General features: G+C 71.2%; 22 protein-coding genes. 21 read left to right on the forward strand and 1 reads right to left on the reverse strand.

The genetic code is table 11. From position 1 onward, the window contains the following. Positions 1 to 10: 10 nt before the first annotated feature. Positions 11 to 493 (reverse strand): flagellar export chaperone FlgN, encoded by a 483-nt coding sequence (gene flgN, locus AC07VM_RS10105; RefSeq protein WP_267417565.1) that lies wholly within the window; start codon positions 491 to 493, stop codon positions 11 to 13. Between the two features lie 197 nt (positions 494 to 690). Here flgN and AC07VM_RS10110 point away from each other — a divergent pair, with 197 nt between their 5' ends. The 21 genes from AC07VM_RS10110 to AC07VM_RS10210 all read left to right on the forward strand — a co-directional run bounded on the left by AC07VM_RS10110 (position 691) and on the right by AC07VM_RS10210 (position 18,061). Beyond that, a complete protein-coding gene (locus AC07VM_RS10110) occupies positions 691 to 1,491 on the forward strand; it encodes a sigma-70 family RNA polymerase sigma factor (protein ID WP_267417564.1) in 801 nt (266 codons plus the stop codon). Positions 1,492 to 1,593: 102 nt separating this feature from the next. Further along, positions 1,594 to 2,424, forward strand: coding sequence for a flagellin N-terminal helical domain-containing protein (locus AC07VM_RS10115; protein WP_267417563.1), 831 nt, complete (start codon positions 1,594 to 1,596; stop codon positions 2,422 to 2,424). A gap of 69 nt (positions 2,425 to 2,493) precedes the next feature. Continuing rightward, the gene (fliD, locus tag AC07VM_RS10120) at positions 2,494 to 3,882 is read left to right on the forward strand and encodes a flagellar filament capping protein FliD (protein ID WP_267417562.1); all 1,389 of its coding nucleotides are present in this window, start codon (positions 2,494 to 2,496) and stop codon (positions 3,880 to 3,882) included. A 2-nt stretch (positions 3,883 to 3,884) separates the two neighbouring features. After that, the gene (gene fliS, locus AC07VM_RS10125) at positions 3,885 to 4,271 is read left to right on the forward strand and encodes a flagellar export chaperone FliS (protein ID WP_267417561.1); all 387 of its coding nucleotides are present in this window, start codon (positions 3,885 to 3,887) and stop codon (positions 4,269 to 4,271) included. Next, positions 4,268 to 4,564 (forward strand): hypothetical protein, encoded by a 297-nt coding sequence (locus AC07VM_RS10130; RefSeq protein ID WP_267417560.1) that lies wholly within the window; start codon positions 4,268 to 4,270, stop codon positions 4,562 to 4,564. The genes fliS and AC07VM_RS10130 overlap by 4 nt, the downstream gene beginning before the upstream one ends. A gap of 112 nt (positions 4,565 to 4,676) precedes the next feature. Then, the gene (gene flgB, locus AC07VM_RS10135; RefSeq protein WP_494911012.1) at positions 4,677 to 5,018 is read left to right on the forward strand and encodes a flagellar basal body rod protein FlgB; all 342 of its coding nucleotides are present in this window, start codon (positions 4,677 to 4,679) and stop codon (positions 5,016 to 5,018) included. Continuing rightward, positions 5,015 to 5,407: a flagellar basal body rod protein FlgC gene (locus tag AC07VM_RS10140; RefSeq protein WP_267417558.1), complete on the forward strand. Its 393-nt coding sequence runs from the start codon at positions 5,015 to 5,017 to the stop codon at positions 5,405 to 5,407. Before flgB ends, AC07VM_RS10140 begins: the two co-directional genes overlap by 4 nt. Further along, positions 5,407 to 5,709, forward strand: coding sequence for a flagellar hook-basal body complex protein FliE (fliE, locus tag AC07VM_RS10145; RefSeq protein WP_267417557.1), 303 nt, complete (start codon positions 5,407 to 5,409; stop codon positions 5,707 to 5,709). Before AC07VM_RS10140 ends, fliE begins: the two co-directional genes overlap by 1 nt. Beyond that, entirely contained in the window at positions 5,709 to 7,331 is a 1,623-nt protein-coding gene (gene fliF, locus AC07VM_RS10150; RefSeq protein WP_267417556.1) for a flagellar basal-body MS-ring/collar protein FliF, read from the forward strand. Before fliE ends, fliF begins: the two co-directional genes overlap by 1 nt. Continuing rightward, the gene (gene fliG, locus AC07VM_RS10155) at positions 7,328 to 8,332 is read left to right on the forward strand and encodes a flagellar motor switch protein FliG (RefSeq protein ID WP_267417554.1); all 1,005 of its coding nucleotides are present in this window, start codon (positions 7,328 to 7,330) and stop codon (positions 8,330 to 8,332) included. Before fliF ends, fliG begins: the two co-directional genes overlap by 4 nt. Next, entirely contained in the window at positions 8,322 to 8,927 is a 606-nt protein-coding gene (locus tag AC07VM_RS10160) for a FliH/SctL family protein (protein ID WP_494911014.1), read from the forward strand. Before fliG ends, AC07VM_RS10160 begins: the two co-directional genes overlap by 11 nt. Further along, entirely contained in the window at positions 8,924 to 10,219 is a 1,296-nt protein-coding gene (locus AC07VM_RS10165) for a FliI/YscN family ATPase (RefSeq protein WP_494911016.1), read from the forward strand. Before AC07VM_RS10160 ends, AC07VM_RS10165 begins: the two co-directional genes overlap by 4 nt. Next, positions 10,216 to 10,638 (forward strand): flagellar FliJ family protein, encoded by a 423-nt coding sequence (locus AC07VM_RS10170; protein ID WP_267417551.1) that lies wholly within the window; start codon positions 10,216 to 10,218, stop codon positions 10,636 to 10,638. Before AC07VM_RS10165 ends, AC07VM_RS10170 begins: the two co-directional genes overlap by 4 nt. After that, a complete protein-coding gene (locus tag AC07VM_RS10175; RefSeq protein WP_494911017.1) occupies positions 10,635 to 12,068 on the forward strand; it encodes a flagellar hook-length control protein FliK in 1,434 nt (477 codons plus the stop codon). Before AC07VM_RS10170 ends, AC07VM_RS10175 begins: the two co-directional genes overlap by 4 nt. 15 nt (positions 12,069 to 12,083) lie before the next feature. After that, positions 12,084 to 12,521, forward strand: coding sequence for a flagellar hook assembly protein FlgD (locus AC07VM_RS10180; protein WP_494911019.1), 438 nt, complete (start codon positions 12,084 to 12,086; stop codon positions 12,519 to 12,521). Between the two features lie 25 nt (positions 12,522 to 12,546). Further along, the gene (locus AC07VM_RS10185) at positions 12,547 to 13,707 is read left to right on the forward strand and encodes a flagellar hook protein FlgE (protein ID WP_267417548.1); all 1,161 of its coding nucleotides are present in this window, start codon (positions 12,547 to 12,549) and stop codon (positions 13,705 to 13,707) included. A gap of 174 nt (positions 13,708 to 13,881) precedes the next feature. Continuing rightward, positions 13,882 to 14,280, forward strand: a complete 399-nt coding sequence (locus tag AC07VM_RS10190; RefSeq protein ID WP_494911020.1) for a hypothetical protein — start codon at positions 13,882 to 13,884, stop codon at positions 14,278 to 14,280. Positions 14,281 to 14,323: 43 nt separating this feature from the next. Continuing rightward, a complete protein-coding gene (locus AC07VM_RS10195; RefSeq protein WP_494911022.1) occupies positions 14,324 to 16,024 on the forward strand; it encodes a long-chain-fatty-acid--CoA ligase in 1,701 nt (566 codons plus the stop codon). Between the two features lie 176 nt (positions 16,025 to 16,200). Beyond that, positions 16,201 to 16,446 carry a flagellar FlbD family protein gene (locus AC07VM_RS10200; RefSeq protein WP_494911023.1) on the forward strand — a complete coding sequence of 82 codons (246 nt, stop codon included), beginning with the start codon at positions 16,201 to 16,203 and terminating at the stop codon, positions 16,444 to 16,446. Beyond that, a complete protein-coding gene (locus AC07VM_RS10205; protein WP_494911024.1) occupies positions 16,446 to 17,255 on the forward strand; it encodes a motility protein A in 810 nt (269 codons plus the stop codon). The genes AC07VM_RS10200 and AC07VM_RS10205 overlap by 1 nt, the downstream gene beginning before the upstream one ends. Further along, the gene (locus tag AC07VM_RS10210; RefSeq protein ID WP_267417543.1) at positions 17,252 to 18,061 is read left to right on the forward strand and encodes an OmpA/MotB family protein; all 810 of its coding nucleotides are present in this window, start codon (positions 17,252 to 17,254) and stop codon (positions 18,059 to 18,061) included. The genes AC07VM_RS10205 and AC07VM_RS10210 overlap by 4 nt, the downstream gene beginning before the upstream one ends. The last annotated feature ends 32 nt before the right edge of the window (positions 18,062 to 18,093 follow it).

An 18,093-nucleotide genomic window follows, 5' to 3' on the forward strand; every position in this document is an offset into this window, starting at 1 on the left:
CCCCTTCCGGTCACATCTCGGTGTCGATGATGCGCGCGGCGTCGTCGCGCGCGCGGTCACCGTTCGTCGTGTACTCGCCGGTGTCGTCTCCGAGCGCGGCGATCGTCTCCTGGGTGGCGCGGAGCACGCCGCTGAGCTGTTCGGCGTTGGCGTCGCGCATCTGCTCCACCTCGGCGGCGAGCCGGGTGAGCGCACGCAGGTGGTCCGAGAAGACCTCTTTCCAGGCCCCCTCCGGTGCATGCTCGATCAGTTCGCGGATGGTCGCGGTCTCGGGAGCCCCCCACTCCTCGGCGACCGCGGAGACCTCCACGGTCCGCGCCAGGCCGGCACCGCGCAGACGATCGAGCACCTGGTCGATCTCGCGTGCGGCAAACTGGATCCATTGGGATCGTCCCGCGGCCAGCAGCAGCTGCTGTTCGTCGAGTTTGAAGAGCAGCATCTCGAGCAGTTCACGCTCGCGCCACAGCTGTATCGATAGTTCGTTGGCTCCCATGATCCCCTTTTCCCCAGTTGATCGCCCCGCCTGTTAACGCGGCCAAAGGTCACTATCGGCTATCGCGCCCCTAAGGTTACTATGTGGAACGGCGATGGGTAGTTCTCCCCATGTACAAATCACGTCATATGTGATATGTGCATCTATTCATCTCCTCGGATCTTCCGGAGTGCATCCAGAGAGGTGGATCATCCCCCATGTCGTCGCGCGCTGAGCGCAATCTCCTCATCGAGAGCAACCTCCCCCTGGTCGGATACCTCGCCGCCGAGACCCATGCCCGAGCCACCCACATCCCCCGTGACGAGCTCGCGGCCGTCGGAGCGCTCGCGCTCGTGACCGCCGCCGAGGCGTTCGACCCCGAACTGGGCGTCCCCTTCGGCGCCTATGCACGCCGCCGCATCCTCGGTGCGTTCGCCGACGAGATGCGCTCCATGGACTGGGCGTCCCGCGGCATCCGCAAGCGCATCAAGGAGACCGTGGCCGTCCGCGAGACCCTCACCGCCGGGCTCGGCCGGACGGCGACCGCCGCCGAAGTGGCCACGGCCATGGGCGTCGCGAAGGATGTCGTCGTCGAAGCCCTCGCCGACGCGGCCCGCACCGTCACCACGCTGGAGGATCCGTCGGCCCGCGACGTGGCCGCCGAGATCCCCCTCCCCGAGGAGTCGGCGCTCGTCGGCGAACGGCGCGAGGTCCTGGAGCAGGCCGTCGCCGCCCTGCCGGAGCGCATGCGCCGGATCGTGCAGGCCGTGTACTTCGACGAGCGCCCCGTGAAGGAGATCGCCGAGGAGCTCGGCGTGACCCACTCCGCGGTGTCGCAGCAGCGGTCGGAGGCCATCCGGCTCCTGCGCGACGCGCTGGACCGGTTCTTCACCGAAGGGCCCACGCCCGTCACGACGACCCGGGTGTCCGCCGGCGCCCGCGATGCGTACTTCACGCGCATCGCCGACGCGAGCAGCGCGCGGATCGCCGGGGTGTTCCGGGAAGCGGCTCCCGCCTGATCGATCCGCGCCCGGCTAACGGGCGCGCCTGCTCCGCCGATAGGTGTGTGCGGGAGACCACGGATGGTCCCCCGCACAACACATCACGGAGGAGAAACCCTTATGGGTATGCAGATCAGCACGAACGTGTCGGCACTCAACGCCTACCGCAACCTGTCCAACACGCAGAACGACCTGTCGAAGTCGCTCGAGAAGCTGTCCAGCGGCTTCCGCATCAACCGCGCGGCTGACGACGCTGCGGGCCTCGCGATCTCCGAGGGCCTGCGCTCGCAGGTCAACGGCCTGAACGTCGCGGCGCGCAACGCCCAGGACGGCATCTCGGTCATCCAGACCGCGGAAGGCGCCCTGACCGAGGTCCACTCGATCCTGCAGCGCGTTCGCGACCTGACCGCTCAGGGTGCGAACGACTCGAACAACGCGAAGTCGCGCGACGCGATCCAGAAGGAGATCAACACCCTGGGTGATGAGCTCACGCGGATCGCCGGCAGCACGAACTTCAACGGCATCAAGCTGCTCTCGGGCGGCGACACGCTGACGTTCCAGGTCGGTGCGGGCTCCGTCGCCGCCGAGGACCAGATCTCGGTCGCCCTGACCGACTTCGCCACCCTCGGTGCCGACATCAAGACGCTCGCGGCGACCATGACGGACGCTGCGACGTACGGTACCGCGCTGGCGGGTATCGACACGCAGATCCAGGCGGTCTCGACCGCACGCGCCGGCTACGGTGCGCTGCAGAACCGCTTCGAGTCGACCATCAACAGCCTCAACGTGTCGGCGGAGAACCTGTCCGCTGCCGAGAGCCGGATCCGCGACACCGACATGGCGTCCGAGATGGTCAAGTTCACGTCGAAGAACATCCTGTCGCAGGCAGGTACGGCGATGCTGGCCCAGGCCAACCAGGCCAACCAGGGCGTGCTCCAGCTCCTGCGCTGAACCACGCCATAGGGTCCGGGCGCCCACCGGCGCCCGGACCCTGTCCGCTCCCGATCTGGAAAGGCGACCATGTCCCTCTCGCTCGACGGCCTCGTCTCCGGCCTGAAGACCACGGAGGTCATCAAGGCCCTGATGGAGGTGCACGCCATCCCTCGCTCGCTACTCAAGGCGAAGATGGATGACAAGAACGGCATCGTCAGCCAGCTGCAGACGCTGAACACCGCCCTCCAGAACCTCGGCACCGCGGCCGAGAAGGCCGCGTCCCGGGACGGGCTCGCCCGCTTCACGACGTCCTCGTCGTCACCGACCGTGACGGTCGCCACGCGCACGGGCGCCACCGCCCTCGCGGCCGACATCGTCGTCGACCGCATCGCGAAGAACCACACCATCGTATCCGCCGCCTCGAACGGCTGGCCGGACGACCCGCCCGTGATCACGCTCGAGAACGCGAAGGGCGAGCGCCTGCAGGTCACCGCCGACTCCGCCTCGATGCAGGACGTGGCACAGGCCATCAACGAATCCGGCTTCGGCATCGTCGCCGCCGCCGTCCCCGCCGGACGCGACGCCGACGGCAACGTCATGCACCGCCTGCAGCTGCGCGCGGCGGACTCCGGGGAAGCCGGACAGTTCCGCGCCTACCGCGGGGACACCGCCGCCGTCGCCGCCGGCACGGCGACCGACATCTCCACCGCCGCAGGAGCCGCCGTCATCGCCGTCGGCACCGACGCCCAGGTACGGCTCTGGGCGGGCACCAGCGCCGAGCAGGTGCTGACGTCGTCGAGCAACACCTTCACCGACTTGTTCGACGGCGTCGACGTGACCGTCTCGGCTGCATCCGCCGATCCCGTCACGATCGGCGTGACCGTCGACACGGCCGCCCGCACCAAGGCCTCCGCCGAGTTCGTCGCCGCGATCAAGGACATCCTGACCCGCATCGACAACGGCTCGAAGGCGACGGTCGCCGCGAACCCGGGCGAGAAGACGAAGCTCGGCGTGTTCACCGGCGACAGCGCCGTCCGCGGGCTGCGCAACGCCCTCGCCGACGCCGTGCAGCACCCCGTGGACGGCGTCTCCCCCTCCTCCATCGGCATCTCGTCCGACATGTACGGCGTGCTGAGCTTCGACGAGGAGAAGTTCGCGGAGGCGCTCGCGAAGGATCCCGATGCCGTCGCCGGCCTCTTCTCCGACATCGCCTCGCGCGTGCAGGAGACCACCAAGGTCTACTCCGACAAGTACGACGGCCTGCTGACCTCGCGCATCACCGGTCAGGAGAGCGAGGTGAAGAGCCTCGGCGAGCAGATGGAGCGCTGGGACGTGCGTCTCGCCCAGCGCAAGACCTCGCTGGAGCGGACCTACGCGCGCCTCGAGGTCATGCTGTCGCAGCTGCAGTCGCAGTCCTCGTACCTCACCTCGCAGATCGCCGCCCTGCCGGGCTCGAGCTCGGGGTCGGGGAAGTGAGCATGAACGCCGCCCTCCGTGCCCAGCAGCGCTACCGCGAGGACGCCGTGCTGTCGGCGCCGCCGGAGCGTCTCGTCACCATGCTCTACGACCGCCTCCTGCTCGACATCGAGCGCGGCGAGACGGCCCAGCGCGCCGAGGACTGGACGGAGGCGAACGCCCAGCTCCAGCACGCCCAGGCCATCGTCTCGGAGCTGTCGTCGTCGCTGACCGACGAGTGGAACGGCAGCGCCGGACTGCGGTCGCTGTACCTCTTCCTCTCGCAGACGCTCATCGGCGCGAACATCGGTCGTGACCCGGAGCGCACGCACGCCTGCCACGAGATCGTCGCCCCGCTGCGCGCCGCCTGGCACGAGGCCGCGCGCACCGTCGCGGAGGCCAGGGCGTGAGCTCTGACGAGTGGACCGCTCTGCTCGACCGGCTCGAGGAGGACGCCGAGCGCATCCTCGCCGCCGCGCCCGGCAGTGCCGACGCGGCGGACATCCTGCCCTGGACGCCGCCGTCCACACCGCTGCCGCCCGACCTGGCCGAGCGCGCACGGCTCGTGGTGGAGCTCCAGCGCGCCGCGATGGAGCGCACCCGCACGGACCTCGACGACCTCCGTCAGCACCTCGTCGCCGTGCGCCGCGTCCCCGGCCCCCGGCAGCCCGACGCTCCCGCCTACCTCGACGTGAACGGCTGAGACCGCTCCCTAACGCCCCGGTCCGTCCTGCCGATAGAGCAGGGTGAGCAGGGATGGCTCGCAAGACTCGGCCAGGGATCGGCCACATCAGCCTCACACGGGAAGCCGGTTCGTGTTCGACTCTGTGACCATCACCGCACTGACGAGTGCGCTCGACGGCCTCGCGCTGCGCCAGCGGGCCGTCGCGGACAACATCGCCAACATCAACACCCCGAACTACCACGCCAAGCGGGTGCAGTTCGAGGAGGCTCTCGCGCGGTCGGTCGATGCGGGCGACGGCCGGGTCGGCGCCACGGTCGGCACCTCTCTCGAGCCGACGCGACTGAACGGCAACAACGTCAACCTCGACACCGAGACCCTGTCCAGCATCGACACGATGCTGCGCTACCAGTTCGCGACGCAGGCCGTGAACGGCTCGTTCGCGTCAATGCGCGCAGCGATGAGGACCTCATGACCTTCGACGCGATCGGCATCGCCAGCACCGGCCTGACCGTGCACCGCAAGTGGCTCGACGCCATCAGCGACAACATCGCGAACATCAACACCGCGACCGCCACCAACGGCACGGCGTTCCGCGCGCGTTACATCCTCGCCCAGACGAGCGACCAGTCGCCGGGCGTCTACGTGGCCGGCACCGTGCAGGGCAGCGCGCAGGGCCGCCTCGTGCACCAGCCCGACCACCCGCTCGCCGACGCCGACGGCTACGTGCGCTACCCCGACATCGACCTCGGCGATCAGATGAGCCAGCTCATCCTCGCCCAGCGCGGCTACCAGGCCAGTGCCGGGATCGTCGACCGTGCTCGCAACGCCTACGAATCCGCCCTCCAGATCGGACGCAGCTGATGGACCCTCTCGCCGGCATCGAGGGCATCTCCTCCTCGTTCACGCTCACCCCGCCGACCGCCCCCGCGAAGGCGACGGACGACACCGCCTTCGCGAACAGCGTGACGGGCGCGATCGACGAGCTGCGGTCGCTGCAGTCCGACTCCGACGCGCTCAAGGTGGCCGCCGTCACCGGCGATCTCGATGACATCCACTCGGCCATGATCGCCTCGTCCCGTGCGGCGGTCACGCTCGAGCTCGTCGCCGCCGTGCGCAACAAGGGCGTCGACGCGTTCAACGAGATCATGCGGATGCAAGCCTGATGCCCCAGGCCGTCACCAACATCTTCCAGCGGATCGGGCGCACCATCGCGGGCTTCTCGCTCGCCCAGCGCACCATCGCCATCATCGGCGTCGCCGTGCTCGCGCTCGGCATCGTCGCGCTGTCCAGCTGGCTCACCCGCCCGACCTACACCCCGCTGTTCTCGGGGATGAGCGCCACCGACGCGAACGCGGTGGTCGAGCAGCTGCGGTCGTCGTCGGTCCCCTACGAGCTGGCGGACGGCGGGGCGACCGTGCTCGTCCCGGAGAAGGACGTGTACGACCAGCGCCTCGCCGCGGCCTCGGCCGGACTCCCCAGCTCGAACTCGGGCGGCTACTCGCTGCTGGATGACATGGGCGTCACGACGTCGGAGTTCCAGCAGTCGGTGACCTACAAGCGCGCGATCGAGGGCGAGCTCGCCGCCACGATCTCGTCGATCAAGGGCGTGACCGCCGCGTCGGTGCAGCTCGCCATCCCGGAGGAGAGCGTGTTCGTCTCGGAGACCGTCGACGCCACGGCCTCCGTGTTCGTGGAGACGTCGGGCAGCTCCACCCTCTCGGCGAAGCAGGTCGAGGCGATCGTGCATCTGACCTCGGCCGCGGTCAGCGGCATGAAGCCGGAGAACGTGGCCGTCGTGGACCAGAACGGCCAGACCCTCTCGGCCGTCGGCATCGGCTCGACCGGCGGCATCGACCAGCAGGCGAGCGACTACGAGGCGCGGGTGACCGCGAGCGTGCAGCAGATGCTCGACACCGTGGTCGGCCCGGGGAACGCGACCGTGACCGTGGTCGCGGAGATCGACCGCTCGGTGAACGAGCGCGTCGAGGAGACGTACACCCCCGCCGAGGGCGCCCCGCCGCTCACCGAGCAGACGCGCACCGAGACCCAGAACGGCTCGAGCTCGAACGCCGGCGTGCTCGGCCCCGACAACATCGCCGTGCCGTCCGCGGGCGGCGACGGCACATACGAGTCCACCGAGGCCTCGAAGAACAACGCCGTCAACAAGAGCACGCAGAGCACGTCGACCCCGGCCGGGAACGTGCTGCGCCAGTCGGTGTCGGTCGCGATCGACGCCGGCGCGGGCGGCAACCTGAGCACGGCGCAGCTGAGCGACCTCGTCGCGACCGCGGCCGGCATCGACCGTCAGCGCGGCGACGACCTCGCCGTGGAGCTGGTCGCCTTCAGCCAGACCGACGCCAAGGCCGCACAGGCCGCACTGCAGGCGGCGAAGGACGCGGAGGGTGCCGAGCGACAGGCGGTGCTGCTGAACACGCTGATCATCGCCGCGGCCGTCGGCCTCCCCCTGCTGCTCGCCGTGATCGCGCTCTTCCTGCGGTCGCGTCGTCGCGCCACCGCCGCGACCGAGTTCGACCAGCTCTTCGGCGACAAGCCGGCACCGCTGTCCGCGATCGCCGCCGGTGCGGGCACCGCACAGCTCGACCCGCCCACCGTGCCCCTCGCGTTCCTGGACACCGTCCCGGACCCCGAGCCGGAGCCCGATCCCGAGCCCGCGCAGGTCAGCCTCGAGCGCCGCCGTGCCGAGATCGACGCACTCACGCGGCAGGACCCGAAGCGGACCGCCGAGCTGCTGCGGACGCTCATCGACGACAGGCAGCGCGTATGAGCGGGCTGACCGATCGGCAGACGGCCGCCGTCGTGCTGATGAACCTCGATCGCGCGCAGGCGATCGAGGTGATGAAGCATCTCTCCGAGGCGGAGGCGGAGGCCGTCGCCGCCGAGATCATCGACCTGCAGGACCTGGATGCCGCCACCACCGCGCAGGCGCTCGGACAGTTCCACCGCATCGCGAGCGGACACCTGCCGCCCGCGCGCGGCGGCCGCGACATCGCCGCCGGGCTGCTCGAGGCGTCCTTCGGCGCCGAGCGCGCCGCCGCCGTGCTCGGCAGGGTCGGCTCGACGTCGATGACCTCGTCCTTCGAGTTCCTCGGCTCCGCGGACCCCGCGCAGCTCGCGACGCTCCTCGACGGGGAGCTCCCGCAGACCGTCGCCCTGGTGCTCGCGCACCTGCCGACCGATCGCGCGGCTGCCGTGCTCGCCGCGCTGCCCGATCCGACCCGGACGGATGTGGCCCACGCCATCGCGACGATGGGGACCGCCTCGCAGGAGGCGATCGCGATCGTCGCCGACGCGCTCCGGGCGCGCACCGGGACCTTCGCCGCCCGCGACACCCCCGAGGTGCTGGGCGGCGTGGAGCCGCTCGTCGAGATCATCGCCCGGTCCGGGGCGACGGTCGAGAAGGCGCTGCTCGCGAGCATCGAGGACAGGGACAGCGCGCTCGCGGAGGACATCCGCTCGCGCATGTTCACGTTCGCCGACATCGTGAAGCTCGACGACCGCGACACCCAGAGGGTGCTGCGAGGCATGGACATCCGCTCGCTGGCGCTCGCGCTCAAGGGCGCGAACCAGGCCATCGCCGATCTGATCCGCCGCAACGTCTCGGAGCGCAACCGGGAGAACCTGGACGAGGAGGCGCGGACGCTCGGTCCGGTGCGGGTGTCCCAGGTCGAGGAGGCCAGGGCCGAGATCGTCCGCACGATCCGTGCGCTCGAAGCGGCGGGCGACATCACGGTGCAGCGCGCCGATGAGGACGAGTATGTCTACTGACGCCTTCTCGCCGGTCCTGTTCCCCCGCCTCGACGCGCACGAGGACGCGGCGGAGCATGCCCGGGCGCGGATGCGCGGCTACGCCGACGGACACGCGGAGGGCTATCGGGCCGGACTCGCCGAGGCGGCGACCGCACAGCGTCTCGCCGAGGCGGAGCAGGAGGCCCGTGCGCAGGCATCCGCGCGGGAGGTCGAGGACGCGCTCTCCGCGCTCCACGCAGCCGCTCGCTCGCTGGGCGACCGGGAGCGCGAGCTGACGACGGCGGCCAACGACCGCGTCCTGCGCTGCGCCATCGAGCTCGCGGAGCTCATCCTCGTCGGCGAGCTCACGGATGCCGGCTCCTCCGCAGCGGTGGCGGCCCGGCGAGCGCTCGCGGCCGTCGACCCGACCGAGATCCGCGAGGTGCGACTGCATCCGGACGACCTCGCCACCATCGAGCGGTCCGCCGGCGAGCTGACCGCCTTCGCGCTCGTGGCCGACGACACGCTCGACCGGGGCGATGCCGTGGTGACGCTGGACCACGGGCACATCGACGCCCGGATCGCGCATGCGCTGGAACGCGCCCGACTCGCCCTCGCGGAGGCCGGATCGTGACCGCCTGGGCCGCGGTGCGGGAGGCGGTGCGCCCCGAGCGCGTGGGCGAGGTCTCCCAGGTGCGCGGCCTGAGCGTGCAGGTGCGCGGGCTCGAGGGCGCGGTCGGCGACGTGGTGACCCTCGACGGCGTCGATGCGGAGGTCGTCGCCATCGGCGAGGGCGGTCTGCGCTGCATGCCGCTCGGTCCGGTCGCCGGCCTCACCGTCGGCGCACCCGTGCGCGGCCGCGGCGGTCCGCTGCGCGTGCCGACCGGGGCCGCGCTGCTCGGACGGGTGCTGGACGGACTGGGTCGACCGATCGACGGGAAGGGCCCTCTGCGCGGCGCGGTCACCGTGAGCCTCGATCACGCGCCGCCGTCGATCATGGGGCGCGACCGGATCGACTCCCCGCTCCCCCTCGGCGTCCGCACCCTCGACACGCTCGTCAGCGTCGGACGCGGGCAGCGCGTGGGCCTGTTCGCGGGCTCCGGCGTGGGCAAGTCGTCGCTGCTGTCGATGATCGCGCGCGGCACCGAGGCCGAGGTCACGGTGATCGCCCTCGTCGGCGAGCGCGGCCGCGAGGTGCGCGAGTTCATCGAGGACGACCTCGGGCCCGAGGGGCTCGCCCGCTCCGTGGTCGTGGTCTCGACCTCGGATCAGCCCGCCATGGCCCGCATCCGGGCCGCGTACACCGCGACGAGGATCGCCGAGGCCTTCCGCGACGACGGCGCGCACGCCATCCTCATGATGGACTCCCTCACCCGCGTCGCGATGGCGCAGCGCGAGATCGGTCTCTCCGCCGGTGAGCCTCCGGCCACGCGCGGATACCCGCCCTCGACCTTCTCGCTCCTCGCCGGGCTCCTCGAGCGGGCCGGCACCGACAAGCGCGGCTCGATCACCGGGATCTACACCGTGCTCGTCGACGGCGACGACCACAACGAACCCATCGCGGACACCGTGCGATCGATCCTCGACGGCCATGTGGTGCTCGACCGTGCGCTCGCACTGTCCGGCCATCACCCGGCGATCGACGTGCTCGGCTCCGTCTCCCGCGTGGCGGGCAAGATCACCGCTTCGGAGCGGCGCGGCCACGCGGCGACGCTGCGCGCGGTGCTCGCGGCCCGACGCCGGGCGAACGACCTGATCGACATCGGCGCCTACCAGGCGGGGGCCGACGCGCGCATCGACGCCGCGATCGCTCACGAACGGGCGATCTCCGCCTTCCTGACCCAGTCCCTCGACGAGACGAGCGAGATCGGGGAATCGTGGCGCCGGCTGGAATCACTGGTCGCCGGGTTCGGAGGAGTCTCATGACGCGGTCCTTCTCCCTGGCCGGCCTGTTGCGTGTGCGGGAGATCCAGGAACGGGCGGCGGCGCAGCGGCTCTCCCGTGCCGTGATCGACGCCCAGCACACCGAGGCCCGTGATCGGTCCCTCCGCGCGCACCTGTCCGGCGCGGGGAGCGAGGCCGTCGACGTGCGCTCCCTCGCCGCTCTCGCCGCGGCCCGGGTGGCCGGACGGACCCTGCTCGCCGATCTCACGACGCTCGCGGAGCTGCAGGAGCAGTCGGTCGACGAGGCGCGGACCGCGCACGCGGAGGCTCGCCGGGCGATGCGCGGTCTCGACCGCCTCGCCCAGGCGCACGCCCTGCGGGTGCGCACGGCCGAGCTGCACGCGGAGCAGACGGAGCTCGACGAGATCGGCTCGCGCACCAGGACGGAGAGCCCCTCATGACCTCCCTCGGCATCGTCGACATCCTCGACGCACGGGCGCCCCGATCGCCGGGCGGCGCGAACGGCTCGCGGCACTCGACCCCCGGAGCCGCGGCCTTCGCCGACGTCATCCAGGATGCCGCGCGCATCCCCGCGGACGACGCGGGCGGAAGCTCGTCCGACGCCGCCACGGACGACACATCGGCCTCACCCGCCGCCGTGCCCTCCACGCCCACGGCGCCCGCCCCGCCGATGACCATCCCTGCACCGGAGGCGACTCTCACCCCCGCACCCTCCCCGGCGATCGACACGTCGGTCGGGCTCCCCACCGCGGGACAGCCGGGGACTTCCGAGAACGCGGGTGCGCCGACGGCCGTCTCGCCCGCCGACGGCACGACGGAGCCCGCAGCCCCGGCCGCACCGAACGCTGCCCCCGCCGCCGCGGCGGCGACCGCCGCTTCGGACGCGGACATCGCGCGCGCGCAGCCGGCGCCCCCCGATGCCACCCGGATCCGCACACCCGCGACGACGGCCGCTGCTCCGGCCACCGCACCCGCGGCCTCGACGAGGTCCGACGCGTCTCCGCTCGGCGCCGGAACGGCTCTCGCCACCGGAACGACTCTCGCCACCGCGACGACTGCGGAGGGGCCGGCCGTGCCCGGTCCCGACGTCCTCGGACGAGCGGCGGTCGGCGGCGCGGTCGTGCCCGCGGCGGCCTCCCCCGCGACGGCGAAGGGCCGGGAAGCGCTCGACACGAAGGCCTCACCGGACGCCGCGACGAGTGCCGCCGCGCCCGGTCCGGCGTCCGCTCCGGTCGCGACCCTGCCGTCGACACCGGTGAGCGCGACCGGCGAGACGCCCCCGCCGCCCCTCGCCGTCGGCAGCACCGCGGCACCGACGCCGGTGACCGCCGCGACCCCCGCGGTGCCGGTCGCCCGCCCCGTGCTGCTCCCGCAGATCGCGGCGCCCGTCGTCGCACTCGCCCAGTCTCCGGACGGCGACCACAGCATCACGCTGACGGTGTCGCCGGAGAACCTCGGCCCGGTCACGGTGCGCGCGCACATCTCGGGCGGTGCCATCCACATCGAGCTGCACGCGCCGAACGACCTCGGTCGCGAGGCGCTGCGGGCCATCCTCGCCGACCTGCGACGGGATCTCGCGGCGGCCGCCCCGCAGGCCTCGCTCCTGCTGTCGACCTCGGACGACGGTCCCGGCACCCCGAACCCGCAGACGTCCCCCCACGGCGGTGGCGCGAACAGCGGTGGCACGAATGGCAGCGGCTCCGCGAACGGCAACGCCGGTGCGAGCGGCGGCCAGTCCGGGAACGGCACCGCGGCCGGGCGGGATGCCCCCGGGGCGCGCTCATCGCCGGACGCGGGCCCTCCGACACCGGCCGGGGCGACCCCCCTCCCGCTCGTCTCGCCGCACGGCGGCATCGATGTCTTCGCCTGATCCGAGAGGAACCCCATGACCGATCCCATCTCCGGCACCATCCCGCCGTCCGGTGTGCAGACGGGCAGCACGACGCCCCCGACCGAGCGCAAGAAGACGCTCGACTCCGAGGTGTTCCTGAAGCTCCTGGTGACCCAGCTGACCAATCAGGACCCGAGCTCCCCCATGAACACCAACGAGATGATCTCGCAGACCACGCAGCTGGCCTCCATGGAGCAGCTGACCGCGCTCACCGCGACCTCGACGGAGAGCTTCGCGCTCAGCATGCGGCAGACCGCCGCCGCGCTGATCGGCCACGAGGCGCAGTACGTCGATGAGGACGGCGTCACCCAGAAGGGCATCGTGACCTCGGTCTCCTACGCCGGCGCCGTCCCCCTCGTCACCATCGGCGACGCATCCATCCCCCTCGACGCCGTCTCCGGCGTCTCCCTCGCCCCCCGTTCGCAGTCCTGACCAGTCCCTCCAGAAAGGCATCATCATGCTCCGCTCTCTGTTCGCCGGAATCTCGGGTCTGCGTTCGCACCAGACCATGCTCGACGTCACGGGCAACAACATCGCCAACGTCAACACGACGGGCTTCAAGGCCTCGGCCGTGCAGTTCCAGGACTCGCTCTCGCAGCTGGTGCGCAACTCGATGATGCCGCAGCAGGCCGTCGGCGGGCAGAACCCCGCCCAGGTCGGACTCGGCGTGCAGGTCGCCGGCATCAGCACGAACTTCGCCTCCGGTGCGCCGCAGCCCACCGGCGTGCCCACCAACCTCATGATCGCCGGCGACGGCTTCTTCGTCGTGCGTTCGGGCGGCGAGACCCTGTACACCCGCAACGGCGGCTTCTCGTTCGATGCGAGCGGCAAGCTGGTCTCCGCCGACGGTGCACTCGTGCAGGGGTGGACCGCGCGCGGCGGAGCCATCGTCCCCGGTCAGGGCATCGGCGACATCACCCTCCCGGTGGGGGCGCTGAGCCCCGCGACGGCGACCACCACCGCCCGCGTCACCGGCAACCTCCCGTCCGGAGCCGCCGTCGGCGAGACGCTCGTCCGCGACATCAAGACCTACGGCGCCGACGGCACCGCCACCTCACTGCGCCTCACCTTCACGCGCAGCGCCACCGGGTGGGACGTCACCGACCCGGCCGGGGCGACCACCGCGCTCACGTTCAACGACGGCAAGCAGCCGGGTGCGTCGTCGATCGTGTCCGGCGGTGTCACGGTCGATCTCTCGGCGGTCACCGGGTTCGCCGACGTCAGCGACGTCGCGATCAAGGAGCAGAACGGCAAGCCGGCCGGCACGCTCAGCTCGTACGCGCTCACCAACGACGGCAGCCTCGTCGGCACGTTCAGCAACGGCGACACCGAGGTGCTCGCCCGCATCGCCCTCGCCGGCTTCGTCAACCCGGGCGGCCTCGAGAAGGCCGGCTCCTCGCAGTTCCGCCCGAGCGGCAACTCCGGCGAGCCCACGCTCGGTCAGGCGGGCTCCGACGGCATGGGCGGCATCATCAGCGGCGCGCTCGAGATGTCGAACGTCGACCTGTCGCAGGAGTTCACGAACCTGATCGTCGCCCAGCGCGGCTTCCAGGCGAACGCCCGCATCATCACCACGAGCGACGAGGTGCTGCAGGAGCTGACCAACCTCAAGCGCTGATCGGTCGGACTCTGCGGAGTCCCCATCGGGGTGGCGGCGAGACCGCCACCCCGATGTCTATCCGAACTCGCGCAGCTCCGATGTCAGCTCACGTTCCGAGTGTCTTCGTCCACCCCGTCAGCCTGAGCCGCCGGGTTTCGCCGGTACTGTCGAACGGAGAGAACGGAGCCGGTCATGGACGCGGTCGACGCTGTGGGCATCATCGCCGAGGTGCTCTCCTGGATCGGGCTCGGAATCGGTCTCCCTCTGCTCGCCATCGTGTTCCTGGTGAAGGTGCACGACGGCTCCTGGGTGCCTCACGAGGTCGTCATCGTCCACGAGGAGGACGACCGGGCGCGGGCCCGATGGTTCGCCGCGGGCGACTTCCGGGAACGACCGCTCCGCGCGGAGGAGGCCGTCCACTGGCGCGGACGAGAAGAGGCCGACGCCTTCCTCAGCGAGCGGCACCCGGATCTGATGCGGTTCGAGCCCCGCAGGCCCCTGCTGCATGCGTTCCAGGTGCTCGGGATCACCCTGGCCGGTGTCGGCGCGGCCGCGGTCGTCCTGTCGATCGTCCTCCTGTTCGTCGGCTGACGGCGCGGTGTCCGCGGATCGCGATCGCGGGCAGGATGGAGACATGCCTGAATCTCCGCTCGCCGCACGTCCCTGGCTCGACTCCTATGCGGAGGGCGTCCCCGCGGAGATCGAGGAGCCCTCGCAGACCCTGACGGAGATGCTGTCCGCGAGCGTGAAGGCGTTCGGCCGGCGACCGGCGCTGGACTTCTTCGGCGCCGTCACGACCTACCGGGAACTCGGGGAGCAGGTCGAGCGGGCGGCCGAGGGTCTGCGCCGTCTCGGGGTCGGCCCGGGTGACCGGGTCGCGCTGGTGCTGCCCAACTGCCCGCAGCACGTCGTCGCCTTCTACGCGATCCTCCGACTCGGCGCGATCGTGGTCGAGCACAACCCGCTCTACACCGCACGCGAGCTGCGGCATCAGTTCGAGGATCACGGGGCGCGCGTCGCCGTCGTGTGGGACAAGTCCGTGGACACGGTCGCCGGCTTCCCCGCAGACGTCAGGGTGGAGCACATCGTCAGCGTCGACATCACCGCGGCGATGCCGCTGTCGAAGCGCCTCGCGCTGCGCCTGCCCCTACCCAAGGCCCGCGAGGCGCGCGCGAAGCTCACGGCCACCCCGAAGGCACGGCACCTCACCGCGTGGAAGAGCCTCGCCGATCACCGACGCCTCTCGCGACGGGTGGCCGGCCCCGGGCTGGACGACATCGCGCTGCTGCAGTACACGAGCGGGACGACGGGTGTCCCGAAGGGGGCGATCCTCACGCACGCGAACCTCCGGGCCAACGCGATGCAGGGGCGGGCGTGGGTGCCGGGGCTCGTCGACGGCCAGGAGACGTTCTACGGCGTGCTGCCGCTGTTCCACGCGTACGGCATGACCCTGTGCCTGACCTTCGCGATGAGCATCGGCGCGAGGCTCGTCCTCTTCCCGACGTTCGACCTGGGGCTGGTCACCGCGGCCGCCCGCTCGACTCCGCCCACCTTCCTTCCCGCCGTGCCGCCGATCTACGACGCCCTCGCCCGTGCGGCCGCGCGGGGCACCATCGATCTCTCGACGGTGCGCTTCGCGATCTCCGGAGCGATGAGCCTTCCGGTCGCCACCGTGAAGCGCTGGGAGGAGGCGACCGGCGGCCTGCTCGTCGAGGGCTACGGCATGACCGAGGCCTCGCCGGTCGCGCTCGGCAACCCCATGGGCCCCACCCGTCGCCCCGGCACGGTCGGCGTGCCCTTCCCGAGCACGGAGATCCGCGTCGTCGATCCGGCGGACCCGACGGTCGACGTGCCGTCCGGCGAGCCCGGTGAACTCCTCATCCGCGGACCGCAGGTCTTCCAGGGGTATTGGGGGCGTCCGGGCGAGACGGCTGACGCCCTGCTCCCCGAGGGGTGGCTGCGGACGGGCGACATCGCCCAGGTCTCGTCCGACGGGTTCGTGAGCATCGTCGACCGTCTCAAGGAGCTCATCATCACCGGCGGCTTCAACGTGTCGCCCAGCGAGGTGGAGGACGCGCTCGTCTCGCACCCCGATGTCGTCGCCGCTGCGGTCGTGGGCCTGCCGCGACCGCATGGCGGCGAGGAGGTCGCCGCCGCGGTGGTGCTCCGCGACGGCGCCGCTCTCGACGTGGATGCGCTGCGCGACTTCTGCCGCACCCGCCTCACCCCCTACAAGGTGCCGCGCCGCATCACCGCCGTCGACGACCTCCCCCGGTCGCTCATCGGGAAGGTGCTGCGTCGTCAGGTGCGGGACAGTCTGCTGTCCGATCGCTGAGTCGTCGGGGTCGGAGGCGCCGTGACGCGGAGGAGACCGAGAGCGATTGCGAGCGCCTCCGGCTCCGACCTAACGCACGGTCCCGACCGGCCGACAGTCACCTCCGACAGCCCAGGACGGGCCGTCGGGTCCGTGCTCCCCCGGGAACGCGGACGGATCTTTCCAGGATGGAGCCCATGATCGTCCTCACGCGCCTGAACCGCTCGCGGTTCGCGGTGAATCCCGACCTGATCGAACGTGTCCAGGCCACGCCGGACACGACGCTCATCATGGTCGACGGCGCGACCTTCGTCGTCACCGAGACGATGGACGACGTGATCGCGCAGATCACCCGGTTCCGCGCCGGAGTGCTCGCGGCCGCGGCCGATCTGATCGCCGCGAACGGCTCCGACGTGGCCCCCGATCCCGAGGTCGGTCTCTGATGGATCCGTCCCTCATCCTCGGACTGGTGCTCGCGTTCGGCGCCCTGATCGCCATGATCAACCTCGAAGGCGCGACCATCGGATCGCTGCTGATCCCTGCCCCGATGGTGCTGGTCTTCGGAGCCACGATCGCCGTCGGCATCGCGAGCGGCACCGTGCGCGATGCACTGCATGCGGTCAAGTCGCTCCCCCGCGCCTTCCGCGGCGAGCGCCGCACCGCGTCGAGCATGATCGAGACGGTGGTCGGCTACGCCGAGAAGGCGCGCGCCGAAGGGCTCCTCGCCCTCGAGCAGGGGCTGGAGGACGAGAAGGACCCGTTCCTGCGCCAGGCACTGCAGAGCATCGCCGACGGCACGGACGCCGAAGACCTGCGAATCCTGCTGGAGGATGAGCTCACCTCGACCGCCGCCCGCAACCGCACCGCCTCCCGCTTCTACATGACGCTCGGCGGCTTCGCGCCCACCGTCGGCATCATCGGCACCGTCGTCTCCCTCACGCATGTGCTGGAGAAGCTCGACAAGCCCGACACCCTGGGCCCCATGATCGCAACGGCATTCGTGGCGACGCTGTGGGGTCTCCTGTCGGCCAACTTCATCTGGCTGCCCATCGGCGGACGCCTCCAGCGTCTCGGCGAGCTCGAGCTCGAACGCATGACCGTGCTCATGGAGGGCATGCTCGCGATCCAGGCCGGTGCCCCGCCGCAGTTCGTCGGAGAACGCCTGCGCGCCCTCGTGTCCGAGCGTCCCTCCGCCCGCTCCGGCCGTCCTGCCCGCACCCGAGCAGCCGAGGAGACGGAGCAGGCGTCATGAGCGTCCGTGCCCGTCGCCGCGTGCCCCAGGAGGAGCACAGCGGTCCGGACGAGCGATGGATGGCGTCCTACATGGACATGGTCACCGTGCTCATGTGCATGTTCATCGTGCTGTTCGCGATGTCGACGGTCGACCAGGAGAAGTTCGAGGCCCTCAGCGCCTCCCTCGCGACCGGCTTCGGACAGGAGCCCTCCGACAAGGTCGACGTCACGACCGGCGTGGTGGTCCCGCCCGAGCTCGTCGACGAGAACGGCGACGACTTCGCGGACATCGACATGGCCGCGGCGCAGACCGAGTTCAGCGAGCTCTCCGCGCTGCGGGAGCGGCTGCGCAAGGTGCTCGCCGACAACGGGCTCGAGGCCGACGTCACCTTCACGATCGATGAGCGCGGCCTCACGATCGGACTCGTCAGCGCCGAGACGTTCTTCACCACGAACAGCACCACGCTCAGCGCCAAGGCCGTGCGCGTCCTGGATGCGCTCGGCTCGGTGCTGGTCTCCGCCCCGAACGAGATCTCGGTCGAGGGTCACGCCGACGTGCGCGGCTCCGTGGCCCCGTATCCCACGAACTGGGAGCTGTCGGCCGGTCGCTCCACCCAGGTGCTGCGCCATCTCGTCGAGTCCTCCGGCCTCCCGCCGACGCACCTGAAGTCGGTCGGATTCGGCGACACCCGCCCGGTCGCGGCGGGCAGCAGCGCCGATGCCCTGGCGAAGAACAGGCGGGTCGACATCGTCGTCCTCTCCGACGCGAACGAGGAGGTGCGCGCGCTCATCCCCGAAGCACAGGCGGGGCAGCCGTCCTCCTGACCCGTTCCTCTTCTAACGCACGCCGCCCACCG

The organism is Microbacterium sp. GW821-FHT01D02 (assembly GCF_059422585.1).

What these genes read in the sequence shown, in the direction of transcription:
- flgN (WP_267417565.1), bottom strand. Translation starts at nt 493, where the DNA reads ATGGGAGCCAACGAACTATCGATACAGCTGTGGCGCGAGCGTGAACTG.
- AC07VM_RS10110 (WP_267417564.1), top strand. Translation starts at nt 691, where the DNA reads ATGTCGTCGCGCGCTGAGCGCAATCTCCTCATCGAGAGCAACCTCCCC.
- AC07VM_RS10115 (WP_267417563.1), top strand. Translation starts at nt 1,594, where the DNA reads ATGGGTATGCAGATCAGCACGAACGTGTCGGCACTCAACGCCTACCGC.
- fliD (WP_267417562.1), top strand. Translation starts at nt 2,494, where the DNA reads ATGTCCCTCTCGCTCGACGGCCTCGTCTCCGGCCTGAAGACCACGGAG.
- fliS (WP_267417561.1), top strand. Translation starts at nt 3,885, where the DNA reads ATGAACGCCGCCCTCCGTGCCCAGCAGCGCTACCGCGAGGACGCCGTG.
- AC07VM_RS10140 (WP_267417558.1), top strand. Translation starts at nt 5,015, where the DNA reads ATGACCTTCGACGCGATCGGCATCGCCAGCACCGGCCTGACCGTGCAC.
- fliE (WP_267417557.1), top strand. Translation starts at nt 5,407, where the DNA reads ATGGACCCTCTCGCCGGCATCGAGGGCATCTCCTCCTCGTTCACGCTC.
- fliF (WP_267417556.1), top strand. Translation starts at nt 5,709, where the DNA reads ATGCCCCAGGCCGTCACCAACATCTTCCAGCGGATCGGGCGCACCATC.
- fliG (WP_267417554.1), top strand. Translation starts at nt 7,328, where the DNA reads ATGAGCGGGCTGACCGATCGGCAGACGGCCGCCGTCGTGCTGATGAAC.
- AC07VM_RS10160 (WP_494911014.1), top strand. Translation starts at nt 8,322, where the DNA reads ATGTCTACTGACGCCTTCTCGCCGGTCCTGTTCCCCCGCCTCGACGCG.
- AC07VM_RS10170 (WP_267417551.1), top strand. Translation starts at nt 10,216, where the DNA reads ATGACGCGGTCCTTCTCCCTGGCCGGCCTGTTGCGTGTGCGGGAGATC.
- AC07VM_RS10175 (WP_494911017.1), top strand. Translation starts at nt 10,635, where the DNA reads ATGACCTCCCTCGGCATCGTCGACATCCTCGACGCACGGGCGCCCCGA.
- AC07VM_RS10180 (WP_494911019.1), top strand. Translation starts at nt 12,084, where the DNA reads ATGACCGATCCCATCTCCGGCACCATCCCGCCGTCCGGTGTGCAGACG.
- AC07VM_RS10185 (WP_267417548.1), top strand. Translation starts at nt 12,547, where the DNA reads ATGCTCCGCTCTCTGTTCGCCGGAATCTCGGGTCTGCGTTCGCACCAG.
- AC07VM_RS10190 (WP_494911020.1), top strand. Translation starts at nt 13,882, where the DNA reads ATGGACGCGGTCGACGCTGTGGGCATCATCGCCGAGGTGCTCTCCTGG.
- AC07VM_RS10195 (WP_494911022.1), top strand. Translation starts at nt 14,324, where the DNA reads ATGCCTGAATCTCCGCTCGCCGCACGTCCCTGGCTCGACTCCTATGCG.
- AC07VM_RS10200 (WP_494911023.1), top strand. Translation starts at nt 16,201, where the DNA reads ATGATCGTCCTCACGCGCCTGAACCGCTCGCGGTTCGCGGTGAATCCC.
- AC07VM_RS10205 (WP_494911024.1), top strand. Translation starts at nt 16,446, where the DNA reads ATGGATCCGTCCCTCATCCTCGGACTGGTGCTCGCGTTCGGCGCCCTG.
- AC07VM_RS10210 (WP_267417543.1), top strand. Translation starts at nt 17,252, where the DNA reads ATGAGCGTCCGTGCCCGTCGCCGCGTGCCCCAGGAGGAGCACAGCGGT.